Origin of the sequence: Streptomyces sp. WI03-4A, assembly GCF_033792105.1 — a bacterium.
Taxonomy (GTDB): domain Bacteria; phylum Actinomycetota; class Actinomycetes; order Streptomycetales; family Streptomycetaceae; genus Streptomyces; species Streptomyces collinus_A.
In genome coordinates this window covers 75485-100813 of the sequence record NZ_JARAUO010000018.1, presented here as the reverse complement: position 1 = coordinate 100813, position 25329 = coordinate 75485, and the positions used below count along the sequence as shown (strand labels likewise).

General features: G+C 72.9%; 18 protein-coding genes and 3 pseudogenes. 8 read left to right on the top strand and 13 right to left on the bottom strand.

What is annotated here, in order from left to right:
* The first annotated feature begins 29 nt into the window (after nucleotides 1–29).
* Nucleotides 30–2360: an excinuclease ABC subunit UvrA gene (locus tag PV343_RS19890; RefSeq protein WP_319148294.1), complete on the top strand. Its 2331-nt coding sequence runs from the start codon at nucleotides 30–32 to the stop codon at nucleotides 2358–2360.
* Here the strand turns inward: PV343_RS19890 and PV343_RS19885 are convergent.
* From PV343_RS19885 to PV343_RS19865, 5 genes are all read right to left on the bottom strand, one after another.
* Complete coding sequence (locus PV343_RS19885) at nucleotides 2336–3181, bottom strand: lysophospholipid acyltransferase family protein (RefSeq protein WP_319148293.1); 846 nt, start codon at nucleotides 3179–3181, stop codon at nucleotides 2336–2338. The genes PV343_RS19890 and PV343_RS19885 overlap by 25 nt on opposite strands.
* A complete protein-coding gene (locus tag PV343_RS19880) occupies nucleotides 3178–3960 on the bottom strand; it encodes a GNAT family N-acetyltransferase (RefSeq protein ID WP_319148292.1) in 783 nt (260 codons plus the stop codon). The genes PV343_RS19885 and PV343_RS19880 overlap by 4 nt, the downstream gene beginning before the upstream one ends.
* Before the next feature lie 250 nt (nucleotides 3961–4210).
* Nucleotides 4211–4960: a succinate dehydrogenase/fumarate reductase iron-sulfur subunit gene (locus PV343_RS19875; protein ID WP_319148291.1), complete on the bottom strand. Its 750-nt coding sequence runs from the start codon at nucleotides 4958–4960 to the stop codon at nucleotides 4211–4213.
* Nucleotides 4957–6906 carry a fumarate reductase/succinate dehydrogenase flavoprotein subunit gene (locus PV343_RS19870; RefSeq protein WP_319148290.1) on the bottom strand — a complete coding sequence of 650 codons (1950 nt, stop codon included), beginning with the start codon at nucleotides 6904–6906 and terminating at the stop codon, nucleotides 4957–4959. The genes PV343_RS19875 and PV343_RS19870 overlap by 4 nt, the downstream gene beginning before the upstream one ends.
* Before the next feature lies 1 nt (nucleotide 6907).
* Nucleotides 6908–7579 (bottom strand): succinate dehydrogenase, encoded by a 672-nt coding sequence (locus PV343_RS19865; RefSeq protein WP_319148342.1) that lies wholly within the window; start codon nucleotides 7577–7579, stop codon nucleotides 6908–6910.
* Nucleotides 7580–7699: 120 nt separating this feature from the next.
* On the opposite strand from PV343_RS19865, the gene PV343_RS19860 reads away from it, so the two are divergent.
* Entirely contained in the window at nucleotides 7700–8584 is an 885-nt protein-coding gene (locus tag PV343_RS19860) for a LysR family transcriptional regulator (protein WP_319148289.1), read from the top strand.
* A gap of 126 nt (nucleotides 8585–8710) precedes the next feature.
* On the opposite strand, the gene PV343_RS19855 is transcribed toward PV343_RS19860, so the two are convergent.
* The 3 genes from PV343_RS19855 to PV343_RS19845 form a co-directional block, all read right to left on the bottom strand.
* Nucleotides 8711–10855, bottom strand: coding sequence for a putative bifunctional diguanylate cyclase/phosphodiesterase (locus PV343_RS19855; RefSeq protein WP_319148288.1), 2145 nt, complete (start codon nucleotides 10853–10855; stop codon nucleotides 8711–8713).
* On the bottom strand, nucleotides 10852–11664 hold the full coding sequence (locus PV343_RS19850; RefSeq protein WP_319148287.1) for an SAM-dependent methyltransferase: 813 nt from the start codon (nucleotides 11662–11664) through the stop codon (nucleotides 10852–10854). The genes PV343_RS19855 and PV343_RS19850 overlap by 4 nt, the downstream gene beginning before the upstream one ends.
* Nucleotides 11665–11955: 291 nt before the next feature.
* Nucleotides 11956–12927, bottom strand: coding sequence for an SCO0930 family lipoprotein (locus PV343_RS19845; protein ID WP_319148286.1), 972 nt, complete (start codon nucleotides 12925–12927; stop codon nucleotides 11956–11958).
* Nucleotides 12928–13249: 322 nt separating this feature from the next.
* Here PV343_RS19845 and PV343_RS19840 point away from each other — a divergent pair, with 322 nt between their 5' ends.
* Together PV343_RS19840 and PV343_RS19835 are read left to right on the top strand one after the other, a co-directional pair.
* Nucleotides 13250–13837 (top strand): hypothetical protein, encoded by a 588-nt coding sequence (locus PV343_RS19840; protein WP_319148341.1) that lies wholly within the window; start codon nucleotides 13250–13252, stop codon nucleotides 13835–13837.
* Nucleotides 13838–13867: 30 nt separating this feature from the next.
* On the top strand, nucleotides 13868–14632 hold the full coding sequence (locus tag PV343_RS19835; RefSeq protein WP_319148285.1) for a hypothetical protein: 765 nt from the start codon (nucleotides 13868–13870) through the stop codon (nucleotides 14630–14632).
* 103 nt (nucleotides 14633–14735) lie between these two features.
* On the opposite strand, the pseudogene PV343_RS19830 reads toward PV343_RS19835, so the two are convergent.
* A pseudogene (locus tag PV343_RS19830) lies at nucleotides 14736–15128 on the bottom strand (hypothetical protein); the annotation flags it as partial.
* 928 nt (nucleotides 15129–16056) lie between these two features.
* Between PV343_RS19830 and PV343_RS19825 the strand changes: the two are divergent.
* The gene (locus PV343_RS19825) at nucleotides 16057–16728 is read left to right on the top strand and encodes a class F sortase (RefSeq protein WP_319148284.1); all 672 of its coding nucleotides are present in this window, start codon (nucleotides 16057–16059) and stop codon (nucleotides 16726–16728) included.
* A gap of 31 nt (nucleotides 16729–16759) precedes the next feature.
* Here the strand turns inward: PV343_RS19825 and PV343_RS19820 are convergent, their stop codons facing one another.
* Together PV343_RS19820 and lysX are read right to left on the bottom strand one after the other, a co-directional pair.
* Entirely contained in the window at nucleotides 16760–17596 is an 837-nt protein-coding gene (locus PV343_RS19820) for a polysaccharide deacetylase family protein (protein ID WP_319148283.1), read from the bottom strand.
* 376 nt (nucleotides 17597–17972) lie between these two features.
* Nucleotides 17973–21251: a bifunctional lysylphosphatidylglycerol synthetase/lysine--tRNA ligase LysX gene (gene lysX / locus PV343_RS19815; protein ID WP_319148282.1), complete on the bottom strand. Its 3279-nt coding sequence runs from the start codon at nucleotides 21249–21251 to the stop codon at nucleotides 17973–17975.
* Between the two features lie 89 nt (nucleotides 21252–21340).
* On the opposite strand from lysX, the gene PV343_RS19810 reads away from it, so the two are divergent.
* Complete coding sequence (locus tag PV343_RS19810; protein WP_020943590.1) at nucleotides 21341–21811, top strand: universal stress protein; 471 nt, start codon at nucleotides 21341–21343, stop codon at nucleotides 21809–21811.
* On the opposite strand, the pseudogene PV343_RS19805 reads toward PV343_RS19810, so the two are convergent.
* A pseudogene (locus PV343_RS19805) lies at nucleotides 21747–22187 on the bottom strand (MFS transporter); the annotation flags it as partial. The gene PV343_RS19810 and the pseudogene PV343_RS19805 overlap by 65 nt on opposite strands.
* Here PV343_RS19805 and PV343_RS19800 point away from each other — a divergent pair.
* Together PV343_RS19800 and PV343_RS19795 are read left to right on the top strand one after the other, a co-directional pair.
* Nucleotides 22171–22695, top strand: a pseudogene (locus PV343_RS19800) (LysR family transcriptional regulator); the annotation flags it as partial. The pseudogenes PV343_RS19805 and PV343_RS19800 overlap by 17 nt on opposite strands.
* Before the next feature lie 51 nt (nucleotides 22696–22746).
* Nucleotides 22747–24168 (top strand): amino acid permease, encoded by a 1422-nt coding sequence (locus PV343_RS19795; RefSeq protein WP_319148281.1) that lies wholly within the window; start codon nucleotides 22747–22749, stop codon nucleotides 24166–24168.
* Here PV343_RS19795 and PV343_RS19790 read toward each other — a convergent pair whose 3' ends face one another.
* Nucleotides 24169–25314, bottom strand: a complete 1146-nt coding sequence (locus PV343_RS19790; protein WP_319148280.1) for a CapA family protein — start codon at nucleotides 25312–25314, stop codon at nucleotides 24169–24171.
* Nucleotides 25315–25329 lie beyond the last annotated feature (15 nt).

Here is a 25329-nt window from a genome sequence, read left to right as displayed (position 1 = left end):
CCCGGCAGGCCCGTACGGAGTTCCCCCCGATGCACAGCCCCCATGACCCGTACGTACGCGTGCGCGGCGCCCGCGAGCACAATCTCAAGGGCGTCGACGTGGACGTCCCGCGGGACGTGCTGGCCGTGTTCACCGGCGTGTCCGGCTCGGGCAAGTCGTCGCTGGCCTTCGGCACCGTCTACGCCGAGGCGCAGCGGCGCTACTTCGAGTCGGTCGCGCCGTACGCGCGCCGGCTGATCCACCAGGTGGGGGCGCCGAAGGTCGGTGAGATCACCGGGCTGCCGCCCGCCGTCTCGCTGCAGCAGCGCCGCTCGGCGCCCACCTCGCGCTCCTCCGTGGGCACGGTCACCAACCTCTCCAACTCCCTGCGCATGCTGTTCTCCCGGGCCGGGGAGTATCCGCCGGGCGCCGAACGGCTGGACTCGGACGCGTTCTCGCCGAACACGGCCGCGGGCGCCTGTCCGGAGTGCCACGGCCTCGGTCAGGTGCACGGCACCACCGAGGAGCTGCTGGTCCCCGACCCCTCGCTGTCGGTCCGCGAGGGCGCGATCGCCGCGTGGCCGGGTGCCTGGCAGGGCAAGAACCTGCGCGACATCCTCGACGCGCTCGGCCACGACGTGGACCGGCCCTGGCGCGAACTGCCCGCCGGGGACCGGGAGTGGATCCTCTTCACGGACGAGCAGCCGGTCGTCACCGTGCACCCGGTCCGGGAGGCGGAACGCATCCAGCGACCGTACCAGGGCACCTACACCAGTGCCCGCCGCTATGTGCTGAAGACGTTCTCCGACACCAAGTCGCCCACCCTGCGGGCCAAGGCCGAGCGTTTCCTGACCAGTACGCCCTGCCGGGTGTGCGGGGGCAGCAGACTGCGGCCCGAGGCGCTGGCGGTCACCTTCGGCGGCCGGAACATCGCGGAGCTGGCCGCGCTCCCGCTGACCGACCTGGCCGGGCTGCTCGACGGCCGCACCGAGACCGCCCGGGTGCTCACCGGGGACCTGAAGGCGCGGATCGGGCCCGTCCTCGAACTGGGCCTCGGCTACCTCAGCCTGGACCGGGCCGCCCCCACCCTGTCGGCGGGCGAGCTGCAACGGCTGCGGCTGGCCACGCAGTTGCGCTCCGGTCTGTTCGGCGTCGTGTACGTGCTGGACGAGCCGTCGGCGGGGCTGCACCCGGCGGACACCGAGGCCCTGCTCACCGTCCTGGACCGGCTCAAGGGGGCCGGGAACTCGGTGTTCGTGGTGGAGCACCACCTGGAGGTGGTGCGCGGCGCCGACTGGCTGGTGGACGTCGGCCCCGGCGCGGGCGAGCACGGCGGGCGGGTGCTGTACAGCGGCCCGGTCGCGGAACTGGCCTCGGTCGAGGAGTCGGCCACGGCCCGCTACCTCTTCGACGAGGCCCCGGGCCCTGCCCGCGAGGTCCGGGAGCCTCGCGGCTGGCTGGAGGTCGGCCCGGTGACCCGGCACAACCTGCGCGCGGTGACGGCCGGCTTCCCGCTCGGCGCGTTCACCGCCGTCACCGGCGTCTCCGGGTCCGGCAAGTCCACGCTGATCGGCGAGTTGACCGGGGAGCTGCCCGGCGTCGGCCGGCTGGTCCGGGTGGACCAGAAGCCGATCGGCCGCACCCCGCGCTCCAACCTGGCCACCTACACGGGCCTGTTCGACGTCGTGCGGAAGGTGTTCGCCGCCACCGGCGAGGCCCGGCAACGGGGTTACGGCGTCGGCCGGTTCTCCTTCAACGTCGCGGGCGGGCGCTGCGAGACCTGCCAGGGCGAGGGGTTCGTCAGCGTGGAGCTGCTGTTCCTGCCGAGCACGTACGCCCCCTGCCCGGACTGCGGCGGCGCCCGCTACAACCCCGAGACGCTCCAGGTGACGTACCGGGGCCGGAACATCGCCGAGGTCCTCGATCTCACCGTCGAGGAGGCGGCGGGGTTCTTCGCCGACACCCCGGGCGCGATGCGCAGCCTGGGCACGCTGCTGGACGTCGGACTCGGCTATCTGCGCCTCGGCCAGCCCGCGACCGAGCTGTCCGGCGGCGAGGCGCAGCGGATCAAGCTGGCCGGCGAGTTGCAGCGCGGCCGCCGCGGCCACACCCTCTACCTCCTGGACGAGCCGACGACCGGGCTCCACCCGGCCGACGTCGAGGTGCTGATGGACCGGCTGCACGGGCTGGTCGACGCCGGGCACACGGTCGTCGTGGTGGAGCACGACATGACGGTGGTCGCGGAGGCCGACTGGGTGATCGACCTGGGCCCGGGCGGCGGCGACCGGGGCGGGCGCGTCGTGGCGACCGGGCCGCCGCGGCGGGTGGCGCGCGCGGAGGGCAGCGCCACCGCGCCCTATCTGGCCCGGGTCATGCCCTGAACCCCGGGCGCCCGCGGGGCCAGCAGGACCGCGTGGGTCCAGGCCGGCGCGGGCGTGACCGGCTGGGCGGCGCGGGCGAGGGCCCGGCGGTCGGGCTGGGCGCCGGGCGGTATCACCGGCCGGGTCTCCACCTCGGCCACCAGGCCGCGCGCCCGGGCGACCCGCCACAGCGAGGCGAGCAGGGTGTCCTCGCCGACGAACGCGGCCGCGGTGCCGGCCGGCTGCCCGTCCTGCCGGTAGCGCAGCCGGACCGGCTGCACCGGCACGCCGGCGTCCAGCGCCGCCTGGAAGACGGCCCGGTGGAAGGGGCCGTGCGCGCGCCCGCACCAGGTGCTGCCCTCGGGGAAGGCGGCCACCGCCGCGCCCCGGTCCAGGGCGTCGGCGATCCGGGCGACCGTGCCAGGCAGCGAGCGCAGCCGGTCGCGCTCGATGAACAGGGCCCCGCCGCGCGCGGCCAGCGCCCCGGCCACCGGCCACCGCCGGATCTCGGTCTTGGCGAGCATCCGGGCGGGGCGTACGGCGGCGAGCAGGGGGATGTCCAGCCAGGAGACGTGGTTGGCGACGAGCAGCAGCCCGCCCGCGGGCGCGGGGCCGCCGGTGAAGCGGACCCGCACCCCGACGGCGCGCACGACGGTCCGGCACCACCGTCTGACCCACTCGACGGGGATCCTCCCGCCGAGCGGGGACAGCGCGATCCCGGCCAGCACCAAGACCGTGACCGCGGTGAGCCGCAGCACCGCGCGCGGTACGGCCACCACGGGCGCGGCCGGCTCCACGCAGGCGCCCGGGGTGCAGGGCGCGCTGGGCAGCCAGGCGCTCATCGGCCCGGTACGCCCGGTACGAGGGAGAGGAAGTGCCGCAGGTAGCGCGGGTTGACCCGGCGCATGGACAGCAGCACGTACAGGTCGGCGACCCCGAAGTCCGGGTCGTGGGCCGGCTCCCCGCACACCCAGGCGCCCAGGCGCAGGTAGCCGCGGAGCAGGGCGGGCAGTTCGGTGCGGGCGGCGGGCGCGCCCGGGTCCGGGACCCAGGGCAGCAGCGGGCGCACCCGGTACTCCTCCGGGGCCAGGTGTTTCTCCTGGACCCGCTGCCAGGTGGCGCTCGCCAGGGTGCCGCCGTCGGCGAGCGGGACGGAGCAGCAGCCGGCCAGCCATTCGTGGCCCCGGTCCACCATGTAGCGGGCCAGACCGGCCCAGATCAGGCCGATGACGGCGCCGTCGCGGTGGTCGGGGTGCACGCAGGAGCGGCCGACCTCGACCAGGGCGGGCCTGATCGCGTCGAGCCGGGCCAGGTCGAACTCGCCCTCCGAGTAGAGCCGGCCGGCCACCGCGGCCCGCTCCGGCGGCAGCAGCCGGTAGGTGCCGACGACCTGACCGGTGACGGTGTCGCGGACCAGCAGGTGGTCGCAGTACGCGTCGAAGGCGTCGACGTCGTGCCCGGGTTCCGGGGTGGTGAGCAGGGCGCCCATCTCGCTGGCGAAGACGTCGTGCCGCAGCCGCTGCGCGGCACGCACGTCGGTCTCGTCGCGGGCGAGGGCGACGGTGTAGCGGGTGGGTGCCGCGGGCTGCGGAGGACGGTCGAGCGTGGTGACGCCGGTCATGGCTCTCTCCATGGTCGCGGGCCGGGGTCGGCGGGAGCGGCGGCCGGTCGGGACCGCCGGTCCTGTTCTTCCGATGCCGGTTGGCGTGCACGTGACCGATGGCGGGAGAGCGGGTGTGGGCTTGCTGAACGGCGCGGGCTGCACGGCGGAAAAGCCAGACGGGACCGGGAGGAGCACCTCTCCCGGTCCCGCCCGTCCGCCTGTCCGTCGGCGAACGTCCGTGATCGCGCTACTGGGGCCGCGACAGGCCCTAGCGCCCGCCCGACTTCCGGGTGGCGCGCAGCCACTCCCGGTTCATGCCGGTGATGGACATGAGGGGGATGCCCTTGGGGCAGGCGGTGGCGCACTCGCCGGTCAGCGTGCAGCCGCCGAACCCTTCGGCGTCCATCTGCGCCACCATGTCCAGCACCCGGGTCTCCCGCTCGGGCGCGCCCTGGGGCAGCACGTTCAGGTGGTTGACCTTGGCGGAGGTGAACAGCATCGCCGCGCCGTTCGGGCAGGCGGCCACGCAGGCCCCGCAGCCGATGCACTCGGCGTGCTCGAAGGCGAAGTCGGCGTCGGCCTTGGGCACCGGCGTGGCGTGCGCCTCCGGCGCCGAGCCGGTGGGGGCGGTGACGTAGCCGCCGGCCTGGATGATCCGGTCGAAGGCGGACCGGTCGACGACCAGGTCCTTGATCACCGGGAAGGCGGCGGCCCGCCACGGCTCGATGTCGATGGTGTCGCCGTCCCGGAAGGACCGCATGTGCAGCTGGCAGGTGGTGGTGCGCTCGGGGCCGTGCGCCTCCCCGTTGATGACGAGGGAGCACGCCCCGCAGATCCCCTCGCGGCAGTCGTGGTCGAAGGCGACGGGTTCCTCGCCGGCGAGGATGAGCCGCTCGTTGAGGACGTCCAGCATCTCCAGGAAGGACATGTCGGACGAGATGCCGTCCACCTCGTAGGTGGACATGGCGCCTTCGGCGTCGGCGTTCTTCTGCCGCCAGACGCGCAGGGTGAGCTTCATGCGTAGCTCCGCTGGGTGGGGTGGACGTACTCGAAGACGAGGTCTTCCTTGTGCAGGACGGGGGCCTCGCCGGTGCCGGCGAACTCCCAGGCGGCGGCGTAGGCGAACTCCTCGTCCCTGCGGGCGGCCTCGCCGTCGGGTGTCTGGGACTCCTCGCGGAAGTGGCCACCGCAGGACTCGGCGCGGTGCAGCGCGTCCAGGCACATCAGCTCGGCGAGTTCCAGGTAGTCGACGATCCGGTTGGCCTTCTCCAGCGACTGGTTGAACTCCTCGCCGGTGCCGGGCACCTTGATCCGCCGCCAGAACTCCTCGCGGATCTGCGGGATGCGCTCCAGTGCCTTGCGCAGCCCGGCGTCGGTGCGGGCCATGCCGCAGAACTCCCACATGAGTTCGCCGAGTTCGCGGTGGAAGGAGTCGGGCGTGCGGTCGCCGTCGACGGCGAGGAGCAGGTTGAGCCGGTCCTCGGTCTCGGCCAGCACCTCCTGGACGGCGGGGTGTCCGTCGGTGACCGGCTCCTGGTGGGGGTGGCGGGCCAGGTAGTCGTTGATGGTGGCCGGCAGCACGAAGTAGCCGTCGGCCAGGCCCTGCATCAGCGCGGACGCGCCGAGCCGGTTGGCGCCGTGGTCGGAGAAGTTGGCCTCGCCGACCGCGAACAGGCCCGGGACCGTGGTCTGCAGGTCGTAGTCGACCCACAGGCCGCCCATCGTGTAGTGCACGGCCGGGTAGATCCGCATGGGCACCTCGTACGGATCCTCGTCGGTGATCCGCTGGTACATGTCGAAGAGATTGCCGTACTTGGCCTCGACGGCCTTGCGGCCCATCCGCCGGATGGCGTCGGCGAAGTCGAGGTAGACGCCCTGGCCGCCGGGTCCCACGCCCCGGCCCTCGTCGCAGACGTTCTTCGCGGCGCGGGAGGCGATGTCGCGCGGGACCAGGTTGCCGAAGGAGGGGTAGATGCGCTCCAGGTAGTAGTCGCGCTCGTCCTCGGGGATCCGGTTCGGCGGGCGGTCGTCGCCCTTGGCCTTCGGCACCCAGATGCGGCCGTCGTTGCGCAGCGACTCGCTCATCAGGGTCAGCTTGGACTGGTGGTCGCCGGTGCGCGGGATGCAGGTGGGGTGGATCTGGGTGAAGCAGGGGTTGGCGAAGTACGCCCCGCGCCGGTGGGCCCGCCAGATGGCGGTGGCGTTGGAGTTCATGGCGTTGGTCGACAGGTAGAAGACGTTGCCGTAGCCGCCGCTGGCGAGGACGACGGCGTCCGCGAAGTAGGTGTCGATCCGGCCGGTGATCAGGTCCCGGGCCACGATGCCGCGCGCCCGTCCGTCCACGACGATCAGGTCCAGCATCTCGGTGCGCGGGTGCATCTCCACGTTACCGGCGGCGATCTGCCGGCTGAGCGCCTGGTAGGCGCCGAGCAGCAGCTGCTGGCCCGTCTGGCCGCGGGCGTAGAAGGTGCGGGAGACCTGGACGCCGCCGAAGGAGCGGGTGTCGAGCAGGCCGCCGTACTCGCGGGCGAAGGGCACGCCCTGGGCCACGCACTGGTCGATGATCTCGACGGAGATCTGCGCGAGGCGGTGGACGTTGGACTCGCGGGAGCGGAAGTCGCCGCCCTTGACGGTGTCGTAGAAGAGCCGGTGCACCGAGTCGCCGTCGTTGCGGTAGTTCTTGGCCGCGTTGATCCCGCCCTGGGCGGCGATGGAGTGGGCGCGGCGCGGGGAGTCCTGGTAGCAGAACTGGACGACGTGGTAGCCCTGTTCGGCGAGGGTCGCGCCGGCCGAGCCGCCCGCGAGACCGGTGCCGACCACGATGATCGTCTGCTTGCGCCGGTTGGCGGGGTTGACCAGCTTCGCCTCGAAGCGGCGCTTGTCCCACCGCTCGTGGACCGGACCCGAGGGTGCCTTGGTGTCGACGACCGGCTCGCCCGTCGCGTACTTCACGTATTCGGTCATGTCAGCTCACCACTCCGGTCATGACGCCCACGGGTACGGCGACGAAGCCGGCCGTGAGCAGCAGCGCGAGGACGTCGGCGACGATCTTGAGGGCGCGGTCGCGGGCCCGGCTGCCGACGCCGAGGGTCTGGGCGGCGCTCCAGAAGCCGTGCCGTACGTGCAGTCCGAGCGCGAGCATCGCGACGATGTAGACGACGTTGCCGTACCAGGTGGAGAAGGTGTCCACCACGTTCTGGTACGGGTGGCCCTCCTGGAAGCCGCCGGAGTGCACGGTGCCGGTGGTCAGGTCCAGGAGGTGCCAGACGATGAACAGGCCGAGGATGACACCGCCCCAGCGCATGGTCCGCGTGGCGTAGCTCGCCCGCGGCTTGCGGTGCACGTACTTGCTCGGCCGGGCGTTGATGTCGCGCCGGCTGAGCTGGTAGGCGGAGGTGGCGTGCGCGATCACGGCGGCGACGAGGACGATCCGGATGAGCCAGAGCGTCCACTCGTAGTGCATGAACGGTTCGCCGACGGTGCGCAGCCAGTGGGCGTAGTGGTTGAACTCGCCCGCGCCGAAGTAGATCTTCAGGTTTCCGATCATGTGCGCGACCAGGTACAGCAGCATGATCAGGCCGCTGACGGCCATGACCGTCTTCTTGCCGACCGTGCTGTCCCAGATCGTGCGCGCCATGGACGGTCGTCGGTCCGTCCGCGTTGCCAGAGCCATGGGTCAGAACGCTAGGGCTTGAGGTCCTGATCGGTCCAAGACATGGTCCGCCTCGTTTCCATAGGCTCCAGCTATGCTGGGGGGATGCAGTTCCAGCAGCTCCAGTACTTCGTGGCCGTGGCGGAGACCCGGCACTTCACCCGGGCCGCCGAGCTGGTGCACGTGGCCCAGCCGTCGCTGTCGCAGCAGATCAAGGCGCTGGAGCGGGAGCTGGGCGCGGATCTGTTCCTGCGCGCCCGGGGCAACATCACCCTGACCGACGCGGGCGAGGCGCTGCTGCCGCTGGCCCGGCGGATCCTCGCGGACACCGACACCGCCCGTCACGAGGTGCAGGAGCTGGTCCAGCTGCGGCGGGGCCGGGTCCGGCTGGGCGCGACGCCGAGCCTGTGCACCGGTCTGCTGCCGGACGTCCTGCGCGCCTTCCACGACCGCTACCCCGGCATCCGGCTGCTGATCGAGGAGGGCGGCTCGCACGACCTGGTGCGGGGGCTGGCCCGGGGCGCCCTGGACCTGGCCCTGGTCGTCCTGCCGCTGCCGTCCCCGGCGCCCGCGCTGACCACGGTGGAGCTGCTGCGGGAGGACCTCGTGGTGGTGTCCTCGCCGGAGTCCCCCGCACCGGGCCGGGACGGCCGGGAGGTCGGCGTCGGCGATCTGGCGGGCGAACGCCTCGTGATGTTCCGGCACGGCTACGACCTGCGGGAACTGACCGTGGCCGCGTGCCGCTCCGCCGGGTTCGAGCCGGACTTCGCGGTGGAGGGCGGCGAGATGGACGCGGTGCTGGGCTTCGTGCGGGCGGGGCTCGGCGTGGCCGTGGTGCCCCGCATGGTCGCCACGCGCGCCGGCCACGGCCTGCGGGTCACCCCGCTGGCCCGGCCGGGGCTGCACCGGACCATCGCGCTGGCCCATCGCAGCGATGTGGCTCCGCCCCGGGCTGCCCGGGAGTTGCAGCGGATGCTGCTGGAGCGGTGAGGTTCTTCTCGGGGTGGCGCGGGTGCGTCTGCCTCGGTCGCGTCGTCCCGGGGTGCGGGTGCGTTCTGGCTGGTCACGCAGTTCCCCGCGCCCCTGGTGGGGGGCTTCGCCCCCCACCCCCACCGCTCAGCGCGTCGCGTCCACCAGGGCCAGGTCGTGGAGCCTTTCCGGGGGGCCGGGCCTGGCGTAGTACCAGCCCTGGGCCGTGTCGCAGCCCAGTATGCGGAGCTGTTCGGCCTGGGCTCCGGTCTCCACGCCCTCGACGGTGACCGCCAGGTCGAGGCTGTGGGCCAGGGAGACGATGCCCTCGACGATCTTCAGGTCGACCGGGTCGGCCGGGAACTGCTGCATGCCCTGGGTGAAGGAGCGGTCCAGCTTGAGGACGCTCACCGGCAGCCGGCGCAGGTTGGCGAGGTTGGAGTAGCCGGTGCCGAAGTCGTCCAGGGCGATGTCCACGCCCATCTCGGCCAGCCGGCGCAGCGGCTTGAGCAGGTCGTCATCGGCGCCGATCAGCGCGGACTCCGTGACCTCGAGGCAGAGGGCGTCCGGGGTGACACCCGCCCGTTCGAGGATCTCCACCGTGTCCTGGACCAGACCGGGATGGCTGAGCTGGCACGGCGAGAGGTTGACGTTGATGCGCAGCGGCCCGGCGGCCGTGCCGGCACCGTGGCGCTCCCGCCACTCGCGGGCCTGCCGGATGGACTCCTCCAGCACCCAGCGGCCCAGCGGGACGATGAGGCCCGTGTGCTCGGCGAGCGGGATGAAGCGGTCGGGGCCGAGGACGCCGTGCTGCGGGTGCAGCCAGCGGACCAGGGCCTCGGCGCCGCGGACGCTGCCGTCGCCGAGGTGCACCAGCGGCTGGTACTCGATGAAGAACTCGCCGCGCTCCAGGGCCGTCGGCAGGGCGGTGGTGAGGCCGTGCCGGGTGATCGCGCGGGCGTCGGCCTCCGGATCGGCGAGTTCGGAGCGGTTGCCGCCCGCCGACTTGGCCCGGTACATGGTGATGTCCGCGCTGCGCAGGACCTCCGCCGCGGTGCGCTCGCCCGCCGGGCCCTCCACGATGCCGAGGCTGCCCCGCACGAGCAGATCGCGGCCGTCGATGCTGATGGGCGTGACCAGGGCGCTCATGATGCGTTCGGCCAGCTCGTCCACCTTGCGCTCGGTGCCGGGCCCGGTGGTCAGCGCCACGAACTCGTCGCCGCCGAGCCGGGCGACCATCTCGCCGGGCGCGGTCGCGCAGGACTGGAGCCGGTCGGCGACCTCCACCAGCAGCCGGTCGCCGGCCGCGTGGCCGAGGCTGTCGTTGATGGTCTTGAAGCCGTCCAGATCCAGGTAGCACAGGCCGAAGCGCTGGCCCTCGCCCGCGCCGAGCGCCTTCTCCAGCCGCTCGAAGAACAGCGTGCGGTTGGGCAGCCCGGTCAGCGCGTCGTGCGTGGCCTCGTAGCGCAGGCGGAGGTTGAGCAGGCGCCGCTCGGTGGTGTCCTCCATGAGCGCGAGCTGGTACTGCGGTGTGCCGTCGGCGTCCCGCAGCAGGGAGACGGTCAGGTTGGTCCACAGGACCGTGCCGTCCTGGCGGTTGAAGGCCTTCTCCAGGTGGTAGTGCTCGCGCTCGCCGCGGACGAGCTCCTCGTAGAGCTTCCAGGTCTGCGGGGCGTCCTCGGGGTGCGTCCACTCCAGGACGTTGCGGCCGCGCACGGTGTTCTCCGAGCCGCCGAACATCCGCAGCAGGGCCTGGTTCACCTGGAGCACGTTGCCGTCCAGGTCGGCGATGCCGATTCCTATGGCCGCGCCCTCGAACACCGCCCGGAACCGGGCCTCGCTGGCGTGCAGCGCCTGCGCCACCACGCCCTGGGCCCGCAACGCGGCCTGGGCGATGGCCTCCTGCTCGGCGAGGGTGCGCTCGCGCAGCGCCTGCGCGTACCCGGCGGCCATCGCGTGCTGCAACCGCGAGGAACGCATGCGCAGTTCGTCCTGGGGGCCGTCACCGCCGCAGTACAGGACCAGGTAGGCGTCGACGCAGTCCAGGGTGCGGGTGAGCGTCTCCGGGTCGGTGCAGTGGGCGCCGACCAGGGCGGCGCCGACGGCCCTCGCCTCCTCGGCGTCGAAGCTGCGGGCCCGCAGCAGCCCGCTCAGCCGGCGGGCGAGCGGAAGGAGCAGTTGCTCGAACTCGGCGCGGGTGAGCGACGTGGAGGTGACGGGGAAGACCGCCCGGCTCCAGATCGTCGTCAGCCGGCGCAGTCTGTCCTCCGGCCCGTCCGGCTCCGCGCTCACGCCGTACGCCCCACGCCGGCGAACCCGGAGAAGGCGTACGGGTCCTCGTCCTCCGGCGCCGACTCCGGGCGCCAGTGCGGCATCGGCACCAGGCCGGGTTCCACCATGTCGTACCCCTCGAAGAACCGCGCGATGTCGTCGCGCGAGCGCATGATCAGCGGGTTGCGGATGTTCTTGTACACGTCCACCGCGCCCTCGGCCCGCTCCGCCGGCAACGGGATTCCCTCGTACGAGGCGTGCGTGAGGATCAGCAGGCTGCCGGGCGCGAGCGCGCCGCGCAACTCGGCCACCGCACCGTACGGGTCGTCCGCGTCTTCCACGAAGTGCAGTATGGCAACGAGAAGGAGCGCCACTGGCCGATTCAGGTCGATCAGCCGTTCAAGACGGGGGCTCGCGAGGATCTCCCGGGGCTTGCAGAGATCGGCGGCCACCACGTCCGCGCGGTCGTTGCCCGCCAGCACCGCCTCGCTGTGCGCCACCGCCACCGGGTCGTGGTCGACGTAGACCACGCGGGCGTCCGGCGCGGCCGCCTGGGCCACCTCGTGGACGTTGCCGAAGGTCGGGATGCCGGAGCCGATGTCGAGGAACTGGGTGATGCCCTCGGCGGCCGCGAACCGCACGGCCCGGCGCATGAACGCCCGGTTCGCCTGCATGATCTTCGGCAGGCCCGGCATGAACTCCATGGCCCTGCGGGCCGCTTCCCGATCGACCTCGAAGTTGTGCGAACCGCCCAGGTAGTAGTCGTAGATACGCGAAACGCTCGGCACCGAGATGTCGATGCTCCGGGGGGCCCAGGCGGGACGCTCCATGTATCTCTCCAGGCGTGGACGAAGTGTGTAGGCGATCCGGTGTTCGAGCTGAGGCTACTGATCGCCCGCCAAAGGAGCGACCCGAACCGGAAATTGACCATCCGTTCCCGGTCACTGCCTGCGGGAAGTGCCCGTGTGGCCCCGCTGTGCGACGACTGTCCGGCTTGCCGCTTGCCACTCGCCGCGGGGGCCCGCACACACAACGGTCCGCCCCCTCCGTGCGGTGCGGAGGGGGCGGACCTTCGATCAGGCGCCGGGGGGCGGGGCGATCGACCCTGGGGAGGTGATCTCTTACTTGCCCGGCGCGCCGACCGGCTTGCCGTCGGGCGAGACGGCGTACCAGGTGCCGCCGACGCCCTGACCGTTGGTGTCTCCGGGCGCCTTGTCACCGGAGAAGGTGTAGATCGGCCAGCAGTCGACCGTCATCTGCTTGATGCCGTCGGGCCGGGTGAAGCCCATCAGGCCCTTCTTCTGCACGCCCTTGGTGTCGTCGGACTTGACGGGGGCGACCGCCGGCCACTTCTCCAGGCAGGCGCCGGTGCAGTTCGAGACGGACTTGGGCCACGCCTTGTCCTTCAGGAAGCGGTAGACCGTCATGCCGTTGCGGTCGACGACGACCTCGCCGAGCTTGGGGTCCTTGCGCACCGAGAGGCCGGGCAGGGAGGACAGCGAGGCCTTCTTGCCGTTGGGGGCGAGCGCGAACCACTTGCCGCCCACGCCCTGGCCGTTGACGTCACCGGAGTTGACGTCCTTGGCGTAGCGGTAGGCGGGCCAGCCGGCGATGGTGAGCTGCTTGCTGCCGTCGGCACGGGTGACCTCGCCCAGCAGGGCCTTGTCGATGCCGGCGCCCGCGGTGGCGTCGTCGGCGGGCACCGGCGGCCAGGTGGTGGCGCAGTCGCCGGCGCAGTTCGACTTGGGCGGGTTCGCGGTGTCCTTGTCGAACCGGTACAGCGTGAGGCCGGAGCCGTCGGTCAACACCTTGCCCAGGTCGGGGTTGGCGGCCACCGTCAGCTTGCCGGCGGGGGTGGCCGGGCTCGGGGAGCTCGAGCTCTGGTTGCCGTCGGCGCCGTAGCCGTTGCCCGCGGCGGTGCCGGTGCCGGGCGTGGCTCCGGCGTTGCCGTAGTCGCCGGCCGCCGCCGTGGCCCCGACGTTCTGGGCCGCCGATGCCGGAGTGGTGGCGTTGTCCTGACCGCACGCCGTCGTCAGCGCCAGCACCGAAGCGGCCGTGGCCACCAGTGAGGCGGCCCGCCAGGAGGTCTTCATCGTCAACTCCCCAAATTTCGCCTGGATATTGCAGCGCCTTGCTGCGCCGCCGCACGGCCATGGGTACGCGGCGCGGGGGCGGGAGCGTTCAATGGGGGCGCGAATTTCTTTTCCGGACGCCGCGGCCGGATCGGACGCCCGGGGAGTCGTGCGGGCGTACAGACCGGGGTGTTCGGACCTCTTCCCCTCGTCAAACCCTTGATCGTGTTTTGTCCCCCCTTTGGGGTAATCCCGGGACACCACGGCGTGCGACCGCGCCCGGCGGCTCATGATCTCGGTCGTGCATGGACCCGAAGTGACCCGATGTGCGCCCGCCGCACGGGTGTTGGCCCTTCTGACCCTGACCTGGACCCTGGTGGGCTGCCCGGTCGGGACCGCGTCGGCCGACGCCTGCGCCTACGCCTCGACGGGCCCGGACGGCACGGTCGCGGTGGCCGTGGCGGGCGGCGGCCACGGCGGTGACGACGGCCAGGGCGACGACGACCAAGGCGGCGGTCACTGGCCCGTCCCGCCGTGCCCGGAGCCCACCCCGCCGCCGTGCCCGCCCACCCCCACCCCCACACCGAAGCCGACGCCGACGCCGACGCCCACCCCGCCGCCGCCGAAGCCGAAGCCCGAGCCGCGGCCGACCCCCACACCGAAGCCGCCGCCCCCGCCGAAGCCCCGCCCGCCGGTCCGGCCCGCCCCGGCGGCACCCGCGGCCCGCCCCACTCCCCCGCCGCCGCCGCCGCCCACCCCGCCGCCCAGGCCCAAGCCCAGGCCACGGCCCTCGGTGACCCCGGTGAGCTACCCGGCGTACCACCCCAGGGCGAGCAGCCGGCCGGCGCCCTCCCCCACCTCACCGGTCACCTACGTCCTGCTCATCACCGTTCCCGCGATCGTCGCCGTCGCGGCGCTGCGCCCGCGCTGACGCGCCGGCCGCTCACCCCTGGAGGAACCGTTGTCGGATTGGCTTGTTCTCGTCCTCGCGATGCTGGGGGCCTGCGCCGTGGTGGTCGTGATCACCCTCGTACGGCACAAGCGGGCCCCCGAGGACGAGGACCCCAGCGAGACCCCGGACGTCATCGAGTACATGACGATGTGGATCGGCGTGGTGTACGCCATCGTCCTGGGCCTGGCCATCGCGGGCGTGTGGGAGGCGCGCAGCGCCGCCCAGGACCATGTGCAGGCCGAGGCCCAGGCGCTGCACGAGATCTACGAGCGGGTGCGGATCTACCCGCCGGACGTCCGTGACCGGATTCGGGACGACGTCAACGCCTATGTCGGACACGTCGTGACCACCGAGTGGAAGGAGATGGCCGACCACGGGCGGATCACCCCGCGCGGCACCGAACTGCTGACGCAGGTCCGCCACGACGTCACCGACTACCAGCCGAAGAACGACTTCGAGGCGCAGGCGTACCAGCCGGTGCTGGACCAGATGGCGGCCGCCGACGAGGCGCGCAACGCGCGTGCCGACTCGACCGGGGCGACAATGCCGTCCGTGGTGTGGTGGGGCCTGCTGGCTGGCGCGGTCATCACGATCGGCATGGTCTTCGCGCTGCAGATCCGGCGCACGCGCAGGGAACTGGTCCTGGCCGGGCTGTTCTCCGCGACCATCGCCTTCATGCTGTTCCTCATCTGGGACTTCGACGCCCCCTTCAGCCGGGGCATCGCGGCCACCGCCGAACCGTTCCTCTCGCTGTTCCCGCACGCGGGCGGCTAGGGTACGCGTCCCGTCACAGGCCCTCGCCCCGAGTCCCGTGCGGGGGTCGGGGCGAGGGCCTGTCGGGGTGGCCGGGCTTCGGCGGGGGCGGGACAAGGGCCCGTCAGATCCGCTTCTCGTTCCGGCGGCGGAGCAGGCACGCGCCGCCACCGAGGACGGCCGCGGCCACCAGCCCGCCGCCGATGGCGGTGTCGGCCGGCGTGGCGCCGGAGAGGACGCTGCCGCCGAGGCCGCCCTGGACGCCACCGAGCACGGTGAAGGCGTTGGGCCGGGTCAGGGTGCGGCCGTTGCAGTTGACCGTGATGTCGTAGCGGCCCGGACGGGTGCCCCGCTCGACCGAGCCGGAGCCGCGCGAGGTGTCGTCCCGGACCGGCCGGAGCTCGATGGGACGGAAGGCGCGCGAGAACGCCGTGCCGCCCCGGCAGCCGTCCACGGTGACGGTGATCCGGCCGCCGGCGGGGATCACGCTGGGCGAGGCGACGATGTTGCGCGGGTTGCCGTCCCCGCGGCCGTTGTTGCCGAAGTCGTCCCCTCGGCCGTTGTTGTTGCCGAAGTCGTCGCCCCGGCCGTTGTTGTTCCCGAAGTCGTCTCCTCGGCCGTTGTTGTTGCCGAAGTCGTCTCCTCGGCCGTTGTTGTTGCCGAAGTCGTCCCCTCGGCCGTTGTTGTCGCCCCTGCCGTTGTTGTCGCCCCTGCCGTTGTTGTTGCCGAAGTTGTCCCCTCGGCCGTTGTTGTCGCCCCTGCCGTTGTTGAAGTCGTTGCGGCCGTTGTTGAAGTCGTTGCCGCGGCCGCCGCCGATGTTGCCGTTGATGTGGCCGTTGAAATTGCCGTTGATGTTGCCGTTGAAGTTGGCGTCGCCGTTGCCGTTGAACCGGTTGCCGTTGCCGTTGCCGAGCCCGTTGAGGTTGCCGATGCCCGGGACGACCCCCACCCCCACCCCCGCGACGCCGGTGCCGGTGCCGGCGATGACTCCGGTGTTGTCGTTGGACGGCCCGCCGTTGTTGCCCATGCCGTCCGCGACGGCGACGGGAGTGGCGAGCCCGAGCACGGCGGCCGCCGCGCACGCGGCCGCCAGAGCGCCTTGGTTTCGCATGTGATCCTCCGCGGGAGGCACCCCGGGTCCCGTCCCCGGTCTATCGGCGAGAAAGCGCCTCCCGATCAAGACCCTCGGACGCGCGGAACACGCCCGCACGTCGAGAATGCTCCGTCCTGGTGAGCAGACACGCCGTGCGACAACCACACAATCAGATATTTCTGCAGGTCACACCGCGTCAGAAAATTCCTGTCGGCTGCAACTCGGATGGCGCACCGGAAGGGCGGCGGGCCACCCGTTCGCCCGTCGCCCCGTCGCCCCCGGCCTTCGCGGGACTTAGCGTTTTCCCATGCGCGAGGCACGTGCCGACGGCCGCGTCGAGAGGGGATGGCGAATGTCTGTGTCCTTGCGGTCCGAGCTGGCCGAGGAGGAGGAGCGGCGGCGCAAGCGCGCCCCCTGGGGCGTCATAGCGCTGGTCCTTCTGACCGGCCTGGCCCTCATCAGGAACGGTTCCGGGGAGTTCGACGTCGGCCCGCCGCAACCCGCTGCGGCGGCGGCCGCGGACAGCCGGACCGCCCCCGAGACGCTCCCGGCGGCCCCCGTCCCGCTGCCGTTCGCGGCGGCCGACCGGGTCCGCATCCCCGCGATCCGGGTCGACGCGCCCGTCACGCCCGTCGGCCTGGACGCCAACGGCTGGGTCGGTGCGCCGCCGCCGGAGGACCCCAACCTGGCGGGCTGGTTCACCGGTGCGGTCTCGCCCGGGGAGAAGGGCACCGCGGTCGTGGTCGGCCATGTCGACAACAAGCAGGGACCCGCCGTGTTCTACGGGCTCGGCGCGCTGAAGAAGGGCAACCGGGTCGAGGTCCTGCGCAAGGACGGCAAGACCGCGGTCTTCGAGATCTACGGCGTCGAGGTGTTCGCGAAGAGCGACTTCCCGAGCGACCGGGTGTACGGCTCCAAGGGCACACCGGAGCTGCGGGTGATCACCTGTGGCGGCGGTTTCTCGAAGCAGAACGGGTACGACGGGAACGTCGTCGTCTTCGCCCGCCTGGTCGCGGTGGACTGAGGCGCCGTCACCGGGCGGGCGAAGGGCCGCCTCACGTGGTGCGGCGGGGCGGCACCACGAGGTCGTAGCCGGAGTCGAGCAGGTAGGGCAGGTATTCACGGATCGCGTGGACGCTCTGCGAACGGTCGCCACCGGCGTCGTGGGAGAGCACCACGACACCGGGGGCGGCGCCGCTCTCCACGCGGTCGACGATGATCCCCGTGCCGGGGGTCTCCCAGTCGGTGGTGTCGACCGTCCAGGCCATCGGCTCCATGCCCATCTCGGCGCCGAGCTGGAAGGCCGCGCGGTTCCAGGCGCCGTACGGGGCGCGGAACCACTGGGGGCGCTCTCCGTAGGCGTCCTCGATGATGTCGCTGGTGCGCTCCATCTCGGAGCGGATCTCCCCCCGGTCCAGGCTGGTCAGCAGCGGATGGGTCCAGGTGTGGTTGCCGACGACGTGCCCCTCGTCGGCCATCCGGGCCAGCAGTTCCTTGTTGTCGACGACGCACTCCCCGCACACGAAGAACATCGCCCGGACGCGGTACTTGGCGAGGGTGTCCAGGATGTGCGGGGTGTAGGCCGGGTTCGGGCCGTCGTCGTAGGTGAGCATCATCCGGCGGCCCCGCCCGGAGATCTGCAGGATGGGTTCGCTGCGGACCTTGAGCTTGCGCGGCGCGGCGCGCGGGGGGCCGTACCCGGTGAGCGGCTGGAGCCGGAAGGCGGAGGACTTGAGCACCTGGCGGGCCTGCGGGCCGGCGACGGGTGGGGCGGTGCGGGCCGCCTCTCCGCCGTCGCCCGCCACCACGACTCCCGCGGTGCCCGCGGCTCCCAGGGCGGCGGCCCCGGCGAGCAGCATGCGGCGCCGTGTGAACAACTGATCCTTCTGCATGCTTCATCAGTCGCCCCGCAAACCTCATGTGCCCCGCATCGACACCGGTGCGGCGGCGGAATGCACCCGTACGGCGCAGCGCCCGCCACCGCGTGCGCCTCCCGCGCGGGCACGGTGCCACCGGGGTGCGCGGGCGTGGCACGGAAGGCGGCGCGTGCGGGCGGGCGGGGCACACGGGAGTGGTGCGCAGGCGGCGCGTGCGTGCGGGCGGGGCAACGGGCCTGGCGCGAGGGCCGCGAGGCGCCCGGGGCCCTGCTGTCAGGCGGACCGACCCGGTAGGGGGTGCCGTCCATGGCCCGGCCGGGGGCGAGGCCGCCCCGGAGCGCGCCCGTGACCCGCCCGCGGACACGGACCGACACGGTCCGGCCGGCAGGCTTCAGCGGCGGCGCACCAGCGGGAAGGGCAGGGTCTCCCGGATGGTGAGGCCGGTGAGGAACATGACCAGCCGGTCGACGCCGATGCCGAGGCCGCCGGTCGGTGGCATCGCGTACTCCAGGGCGTCGAGGAAGTCCTCGTCGAGCTCCATGGCCTCGGGGTCGCCGCCCGCGGCGAGCAGGGACTGTTCGGTGAGCCGGCGGCGCTGTTCGACGGGGTCGGTCAGTTCGGAGTAGGCGGTGCCGAGTTCGGTGCCGAAGGCGACGAGGTCCCAGCGCTCGGCGAGGCGCGGGTCGGTGCGGTGCTGCCGGGTGAGCGGGGAGACCTCGGTGGGGAAGTCCTTGTAGAAGGTGGGCAGCCCGGTGCGCTCCTCGACCAGCCGCTCGTACATCTCCAGGACCACGTCGCCCGGGGTGTCGTCGGGGGTGTACGGCACGCCCGTGCGGTCGCACAGCCGGTGCAGCCTGAGGAGTTCGGTGCCGGGGCCGATCTCCTCGCCCAGAGCCTCGGAGAGCGCCCCGTGGACCGTCTTCACGGGCCAGTCCCCCGAGATGTCGTACTCCCGGCCGTCCTTGCGGGCGACCGCGGAGCCGAAGGCGGCGGTCGCCGCGCCCTGGATCAGCTCGCGGGCCAGGTCGCGCATCACGTCGTAGTCGGCGTGCGCCTGGTAGGCCTCCAGCATCGTGAACTCGGGGTTGTGCTTGTAGGAAACGCCCTCGTTGCGGAAGGTGCGGCCCATCTCGAAGACCCGCTCCAGGCCGCCCACGCACAGCCGCTTGAGGTACAGCTCGGGGGCGATGCGCAGGTAGAGGTCGAGGTCGTAGGCGTTGATGTGGGTGGTGAAGGGGCGGGCGTTGGCGCCGCCGTGGATCTGCTGCAGCATCGGCGTCTCGACCTCGACGTAGCCGCGGTCCAGCAGGCCCTGGCGCAGGGCCTGCACGGCGGTGGAGCGGGTGCGGACCACCTGGCGGGCGGCGGGGCTGGTGACCAGGTCGAGGTAGCGGCGGCGGACCCGGGCCTCGGGGTCGGCGAGGCCGCGGCGCTTGTCGGGCAGCGGGTGCAGGCACTTGCCGGCCAGGTGCCACGAGGTGACGAAGACGGTGGGCTCGCCCTTGTCGCTGACACCCGCGCGGCCGGTGGCGGTGATGTGGTCGCCGATGTCGGCCGTGTCCCGGAAGCGGTCGAGGAAGGCCCCGGACCGCTCGCGGGTGAGGGCGAGTTGGTGGTCCCCGGACCAGTCGCGCAGGACGGCGAAGACGATGCCGCCGAAGTCGCGGACCAGCATGACCCGGCCTGCCACGGTGACGTCCGCGCCGCGCGGGACGTCGGCGAGAGCGTGGGTGGGGGCGGCCCCGCCGACCGGGTACGGGTCGGTGCCGGTCGCGCGCAGCCGGTCGAGCTTGCGGAGCCGGACGCGGACCTGGTCGGACAGGCCCGCGCCCGGGACGGCGGTCCCGGCCTCGTCCCCTCCGTCGAGGCCGAGCGCCGCCAGAGGCGGCAGGCCCTCGGTGGTGGCGGGCCGCTGCCCTGTCTTCGGGTGCCCCTTCCCCCAGAGTTTGCGCAGGGAAGGTACGGAGACGAATCCCTCGGCGATGGCGGAGGCGAGGCCGATGCGGGCGAGGGAGGCGGTCTCGCCGTAGCAGATGAAGCGCGGGTACCACTCCGGGCGGTACTTGGCGTTGGAGCGGTAGAGGGCCTCCAACTGCCACCAGCGGGAGAAGAACAGCAGCAGCCGGCGCCACAGCCGGAGGACCGGCCCTGCGCCGATGCGGGCGCCCTCCTCGAACACGGACCTGAAGACGGCGAAGTTCAGCGAGATCCTGCGCACCCCCAGCTTCGGGGCGGCCGCGCACAGTTCGGCGACCATGAACTCCATCACCCCGTTGGGGGCGCTGCGGTCACGGCGCATCAGGTCCAGGGAGACACCTCCGCGCCCCCAGGGAACGAAGGAGAGCAGGGCGAGCAGCCTGCCGTCCTCGCTCAGGGCCTCCACGAGGAGGCAGTCGCCGTCGCTGGGGTCGCCGAGCCGGTCCAGGGCCATGGAGAAGCCGCGCTCGGTCTCGGTGTCGCGCCAGGCGTCGGCCTTGTCGACGATCTCCTCCATCTCACGGTCGGTGAGGGTGGCGTGGCGCCGGACGCGCGAGGTGGCTCCGGTGCGGCGAACCCGGTGCACGGCCTGCCGGGTGACGCGCATGTCCCGGCCGTTCAGGTCGAACCCGGGCACGTGCAGGATCGCCTCGTCGCCGAGCTGGAGGGCGCCGAGACCGGCGCGGGCGAAGGCGCGGGCCCCGGACTCGGAGGCGCCCATCACCGCGGGCGCCCAGGCGTGCCGGCGGGCCACGTCCAGCCAGGCGGCGATGGCGTGCGGCCATGCCTCGGGGTCGCCGACGGGGTCGCCGCTGGCCAGGCACACGCCGGCTTCGACGCGGTAGGTGACGGCGGCCTTGCCGCTGGAGGAGAAGACGACGGCCTTGTCCCGCCGGGTGGCGAAGTAGCCGAGCGAGTCCTGTGCGCCGTAGGCCCCGAGGAGGGCGCGGATGCGGGCCTCCTCGTCACCGTGGAGGGCCGCTTCCAGGCGCTGGGAGCGGAAGAGCGTGGCGGCCGCGTTCAGCAGGGCGAGCGCGCCGAACAGGCCGAGCAGGAAGGTGACCTCGCGCGGCGGCCGGCCGTCGAAGGAGCTGTTGGAGACGAGCCCGCCGCAGACCCGGTCGGCCGCCCAGGCCAGGTGCTGGCCCTCCGGCAGGGTGCCCGGGAACAGGGAGACCAGCCCCCAGCCGACGACGATGGCGACGGCGAGCCCGGCCAGCAGCACACCCAGGGCGCGCCACACGGCACCGCGGCGGGAGGCGGCGTAGAACTCCGCGCGGGCGAGCACCAGCAGGAGCAGCAGCAGGCCGCAGAGGACGAAGGACGGCAGCGAGGCGGCGTACTGGCCCAGGGCCAGGCCGAGGACGTCGAAGAGGACCAGCAGGCCCAGGTAGACCACGACCAGCCACCAGGCGACCTTCTTGCGGGCGGCGGTGGCCCCGGCCAGCAGGAAGAGGAAGACCGCGTACGCCAGGTTGGCGCTGATCGGCACCAGGAGCAGGTCCAGGGTGCGCACGACCGGGCGGAGCACGGTGCGCAGCGGGGCGATGAACGCGAGCAGTGCGCAGAGCAGGCCGAGGGCGGCGAACAGGGCCCCGAAGGCCTCGGGCACCCAGCCGAGGCGTCCGCCGGCGGGCGGGCGTATCCGGCCCGCGGCCGACCCGCGTGCGTCCGGCCCGGCGGTGGCAGTCATGGTTCCGACTGTAGGAAGGGCCGGGACCGTTCGCCCGTCGAGCGGGGCCGCGCCTCGGCCTGAACCACCGGTTCCGATAGCCTCGGGTTGTGACGGAGCAGCACGAACAGCACGCGCACCAGTTCGAGCGGGGCACCGACGGCCCCAAGGTCATCGTGGTCGGGGTGGACGGCTCGGACTCCTCGCTGCGCGCCGCCGCGTACGCGGGCGGTCTGGCGCGGCGGCAGCGCGCGCTGCTGGCCGTGGTGTACGTGCAGCCGGTGCTCGCGGCCGGGGCGGCGCTCGGCGCGCCGGTGGCGGAGACGACCGACGAGATCGCCGAGGACCTGGTCTCCTACATCCGGGAGGCGGCCGAACGGGTCAGGGGGATATTCGAGGTGCGCTGGGAGTTCCACACCTTCCGCGGCGACCCGTACAACGGGCTGGTGAAGGCGGCCGACGAGCTCAAGGCGGACGCGGTGGTGGTGGGCGCCTCGGAGCAGGCCGGGCACCGGATCATCGGGTCGGTGGCGGTCCGGCTGGTGAAGGCGGGGCGGTGGCCGGTGACGGTCGTGCCGTAGCGGTCGCGCGCAGCAGCAGCGGGGTGGGCAGCAGCAGGATCCCGGCCAGGGCGATCGCGGCGCGCGGGCCGTTGAGCGCGGCCGGCAGGCCCCCACAGCGCGGTGAGCGCGGCGGTGGTGGCCCTGCTCGTGACGGACCAGGCCGCCAGGGTGCGGGCCACCCGGTCGTCCGGGGTCCGTTCGAGCCGTTCGGCGGCGAGGACCGGGCTGAACACGCCCGAGCAGGTGATGAGGCCCAGTTCGAGGACCATCACCAGGGCCAGGCCGGGGACGCCGGGCGCCGGACGAGGGCCAGGCCCACCGACCAGCAGGCGCGCAGCACGCCGACGGTGAACAGCACCCGGCGCCTGCCGTGGCGGGCGACCAGCGGCCGGGCCCCCGAGGGCCTTGCGGCGACCCGGGTGCTGGACGAGCCGCTGGAGCTGCTGACCGGCCCGGGGCACGCGCCGGCCGGGGCGGGCGCGGTGGCCCCGGCGGACCTGGCCGGGCACCGGATCTGGATGCCGGGCATCGTGGACGGCACCGAGTGGGCCGCCTACTACGCGGCCCTGGCCGACGCGTTCGGGCTGACCATCGATTCGGTGGGGCCCGACTTCGGCATCGAGGCGCTGTTGGACGCGGTCACCGACTCCTCCGCGCCGGCCACCTTCGTCGGCGCGCAGACCCGTCTCGTCTGGCCCGCCGGGCACGATCTGCGCCGGATCGCGCTCACCGGTCCGACGCCGGTCTACCCGCACTGCCTGGTCCGGGACGCGGCCAACGCCCATCCCGGTCTCGCCGCCCTGCGCGCCCACCTCGCGGGCCCGTCGCCCGCCCCGGCCGGTGCAGGCGCGTGGACACCGGACTGGGCCGTGCGTGGCGTCTTCCGTCCGGGACCGCCCTGAGCCATCATGATCCGCCGTCAGCCGTTTGCCGTCGGCTAAGAGGTGAGGCGCATGGCCAGGCTCCGCGCAGGTGAAGGAATTCTCCGCCGCAAACCCATCGAACACATCGAGGAGACCGAACTCGGCGAGGGCCCCCGGCTCGAACGCTCGCTCGGGTTGTCGCAGCTCACCGCCATCGGCGTGGGCGGCATCATCGGAGCGGGCATCTTCACCCTCGCCGGCACCGTCGCCAACGGCACGGCGGGCCCCGCGGTGCTGGTGTCGTTCCTGATCGCCGGTCTGGCGAGCGCCTGCGCCGCGCTGTCCTACGCCGAGTTCGCGGGCATGATCCCCAAGGCGGGGTCGGCGTACACGTACGGCTACGCGGTGCTCGGCGAGTTCGCCGGCTGGTTCATCGGCTGGGACCTGCTGCTGGAGTACACGGCGATCGTGGCCGTGGTGGCGATCGGCATCTCGGGCTACTTCGGGTTCCTGGTCGAGCAGATGGGCGCGAAGCTGCCCGCCTGGATGCTCGGGGCGCCGGGGACGGGGGCCGGGCACCGGGTCGACCTGTTCGCGGTGGTGCTGTGCCTGCTGATCGCCTGGCTGCTCACCCTGGGCATCCGCAGCGCGGCCCGCTTCGAGACCGTCGTGGTCGCGGTGAAGGTGCTGGTGGTGCTGGTGGTGATCGGCGTGGGCTTCTTCCACATCGACACGGCGAACTACCACCCGTTCTTCCCGTTCGGTGTCAGCGGGGCGTTCACGGGCGCCGCGACGGTGTTCTTCGCGGTCTTCGGGTACGACGCCATGTCGACCGCGGCCGAGGAGTCGAAGGACGCCCAGCGGCACATGCCGAAGGCGATCATCTACTCGCTGGCGATCTCGATGGTGCTGTACGTGCTGGCCTGCCTGGTGCTGACCGGCATGCAGAACTACAAGGACATCGACCCCGAGAGCGGGTTCTCCTCGGCCTTCAAGTCGGTGGGCCTGGGCGGCCTCGCCAACGTGATCGCGGTCGGCGCCATCATCGGCATCCTGACGGTCATGTTCACCTTCATGCTGGGCGTGACCCGGGTGTGGTTCTCGATGTCCCGTGACGGGCTGCTGCCGGCCTGGTTCGCCAAGACGCACCCGACCCGGCACGTGCCGACCCGGGTGACCTGGATCGTCGGGGTGGGCTCGGCGCTCATCGCGGGGTTCGTCCCGATCGGCGAGGCGGCGGAGCTGACCAACATCGGCATCCTGCTGGCGTTCGTCGTGGTGTGCACGGCCGTGATCGTGCTGCGCTACCGCCGGCCGGACCTGCCGCGCGCCTTCCGCACCCCGTGGATGCCGTTCCTGCCCGCGCTGGGCGTCGTCTTCTCGATCTGGCTGATCACGTTCCTGCAGTGGCAGACGTGGGTCCGGTTCGTCGTGTGGTTCCTGATCGGCTGCGTGATCTACTTCGGCTACTCCTACCGCCGCTCCGCGCTCGCCCGGCCGCCCGCCGGGTGATCAGTCCCCCATGACCAGGCCGTCGGCGGCGGCGCCCCGGCTGAACACCACGTCCCGGATGCGGTCACGCACCCCCTGCAGCTCGGCGCCGCCGGCGATGGCCCGGCCGAGGTCCAGCACCCGGCCGGCGTCGAGGTCGTACATCTGCGGGACGAACTCGGCCCGGGTGACCTGCCAGCGGTCGCCGGGGTTGGCGGGCGCGGTGAAGGTGAAGCGGCCGACCGTCGACTCGTTGCCGCGCGAGTCCTGCACGCCCCTGCGGTTGTACATCTCGCCTGCGACCTGGTCGCCCATGCCGTAGACCACCCAGGTGCCGTTGACCTTCTCGTAGGCCTGCGGCACGTGGGCGTGGCTGCCGAGGATCAGGTCGATGTCGGGGCGGCCGTTGGTGGTCGAGGCGGTGAGACGCCGGGCGAGTTCGAGCTGCGTGCCGTCCGGGGCCTCCTCCCACTCGGTGCCCCAGCGCACCGAGACGACGACCACGTCGGCGCCCGCGAGCCGGGCGGCCCGGGCGTCGGAGATCATCCGGTCCGCGTCGATGAGGTTGACCGCCCAGGGCTGCCCGGCGGGCATCGGGTGGCCGTCGGTGCCGTAGGTGTACGACAGGTGCGCGACCCGGGCCGGGCCCGCCTGGAGCATCGTGACCGAGTGCGCCTCGGCCTCGGTGCGGGCGGTCCCCGAGTGCCGCAGCCCGGCCCGGTCCATGGTGTCCAGGGTGCGCCGCAGGCCCGGGGCGCCGTCGTCCAGGACATGGCTGGAGGCGGTCGAGCAGCCGTCGTAGCCGGTCGCGGTGAGGCCGGCGGCGAGCTGCGGGGGCGCCTTGAAGTCCGTGAAGCCGCGGTCGGCGCCGTAGACGGTCTCCAGGTGGCACAGCGCCACGTCGGCGCGGCGGACCACGGGTTCGGCGCCGGCGAGCATCGGGCGGAAGTCGTAGCCCCGGCCACCCGCGTCGAAGCCCGCCCGCTCGATCACGGAGGCGTGCGGCAGCACGTCACCGGTCGCGACGAGCGTGAAGTCGCGGACGACGGGCGGCGGCGCCGGGCGGCCCGGGCTCGCGGACTCGTGCCGCACCTGGTTCTGGCAGGCCGCCCCGGCGGCGAGGAGGGCGGTCAGGGCCAGCGCCACCTGGTGTCTGCGTCCGATCATCAGCTCACCCCAGGG

What these genes read in the sequence shown, in the direction of transcription:
- PV343_RS19890 (WP_319148294.1), top strand. Translation starts at nt 30, where the DNA reads ATGCACAGCCCCCATGACCCGTACGTACGCGTGCGCGGCGCCCGCGAG.
- lysX (WP_319148282.1), bottom strand. Translation starts at nt 21,251, where the DNA reads ATGACTGCCACCGCCGGGCCGGACGCACGCGGGTCGGCCGCGGGCCGG.
- PV343_RS19790 (WP_319148280.1), bottom strand. Translation starts at nt 25,314, where the DNA reads ATGATCGGACGCAGACACCAGGTGGCGCTGGCCCTGACCGCCCTCCTC.
- PV343_RS19845 (WP_319148286.1), bottom strand. Translation starts at nt 12,927, where the DNA reads ATGAAGACCTCCTGGCGGGCCGCCTCACTGGTGGCCACGGCCGCTTCG.
- PV343_RS19825 (WP_319148284.1), top strand. Translation starts at nt 16,057, where the DNA reads ATGTCTGTGTCCTTGCGGTCCGAGCTGGCCGAGGAGGAGGAGCGGCGG.
- PV343_RS19795 (WP_319148281.1), top strand. Translation starts at nt 22,747, where the DNA reads ATGGCCAGGCTCCGCGCAGGTGAAGGAATTCTCCGCCGCAAACCCATC.
- PV343_RS19885 (WP_319148293.1), bottom strand. Translation starts at nt 3,181, where the DNA reads ATGAGCGCCTGGCTGCCCAGCGCGCCCTGCACCCCGGGCGCCTGCGTG.
- PV343_RS19875 (WP_319148291.1), bottom strand. Translation starts at nt 4,960, where the DNA reads ATGAAGCTCACCCTGCGCGTCTGGCGGCAGAAGAACGCCGACGCCGAA.
- PV343_RS19880 (WP_319148292.1), bottom strand. Translation starts at nt 3,960, where the DNA reads ATGACCGGCGTCACCACGCTCGACCGTCCTCCGCAGCCCGCGGCACCC.
- PV343_RS19870 (WP_319148290.1), bottom strand. Translation starts at nt 6,906, where the DNA reads ATGACCGAATACGTGAAGTACGCGACGGGCGAGCCGGTCGTCGACACC.
- PV343_RS19865 (WP_319148342.1), bottom strand. Translation starts at nt 7,579, where the DNA reads ATGGCGCGCACGATCTGGGACAGCACGGTCGGCAAGAAGACGGTCATG.
- PV343_RS19860 (WP_319148289.1), top strand. Translation starts at nt 7,700, where the DNA reads ATGCAGTTCCAGCAGCTCCAGTACTTCGTGGCCGTGGCGGAGACCCGG.
- PV343_RS19820 (WP_319148283.1), bottom strand. Translation starts at nt 17,596, where the DNA reads ATGCAGAAGGATCAGTTGTTCACACGGCGCCGCATGCTGCTCGCCGGG.
- PV343_RS19850 (WP_319148287.1), bottom strand. Translation starts at nt 11,664, where the DNA reads ATGGAGCGTCCCGCCTGGGCCCCCCGGAGCATCGACATCTCGGTGCCG.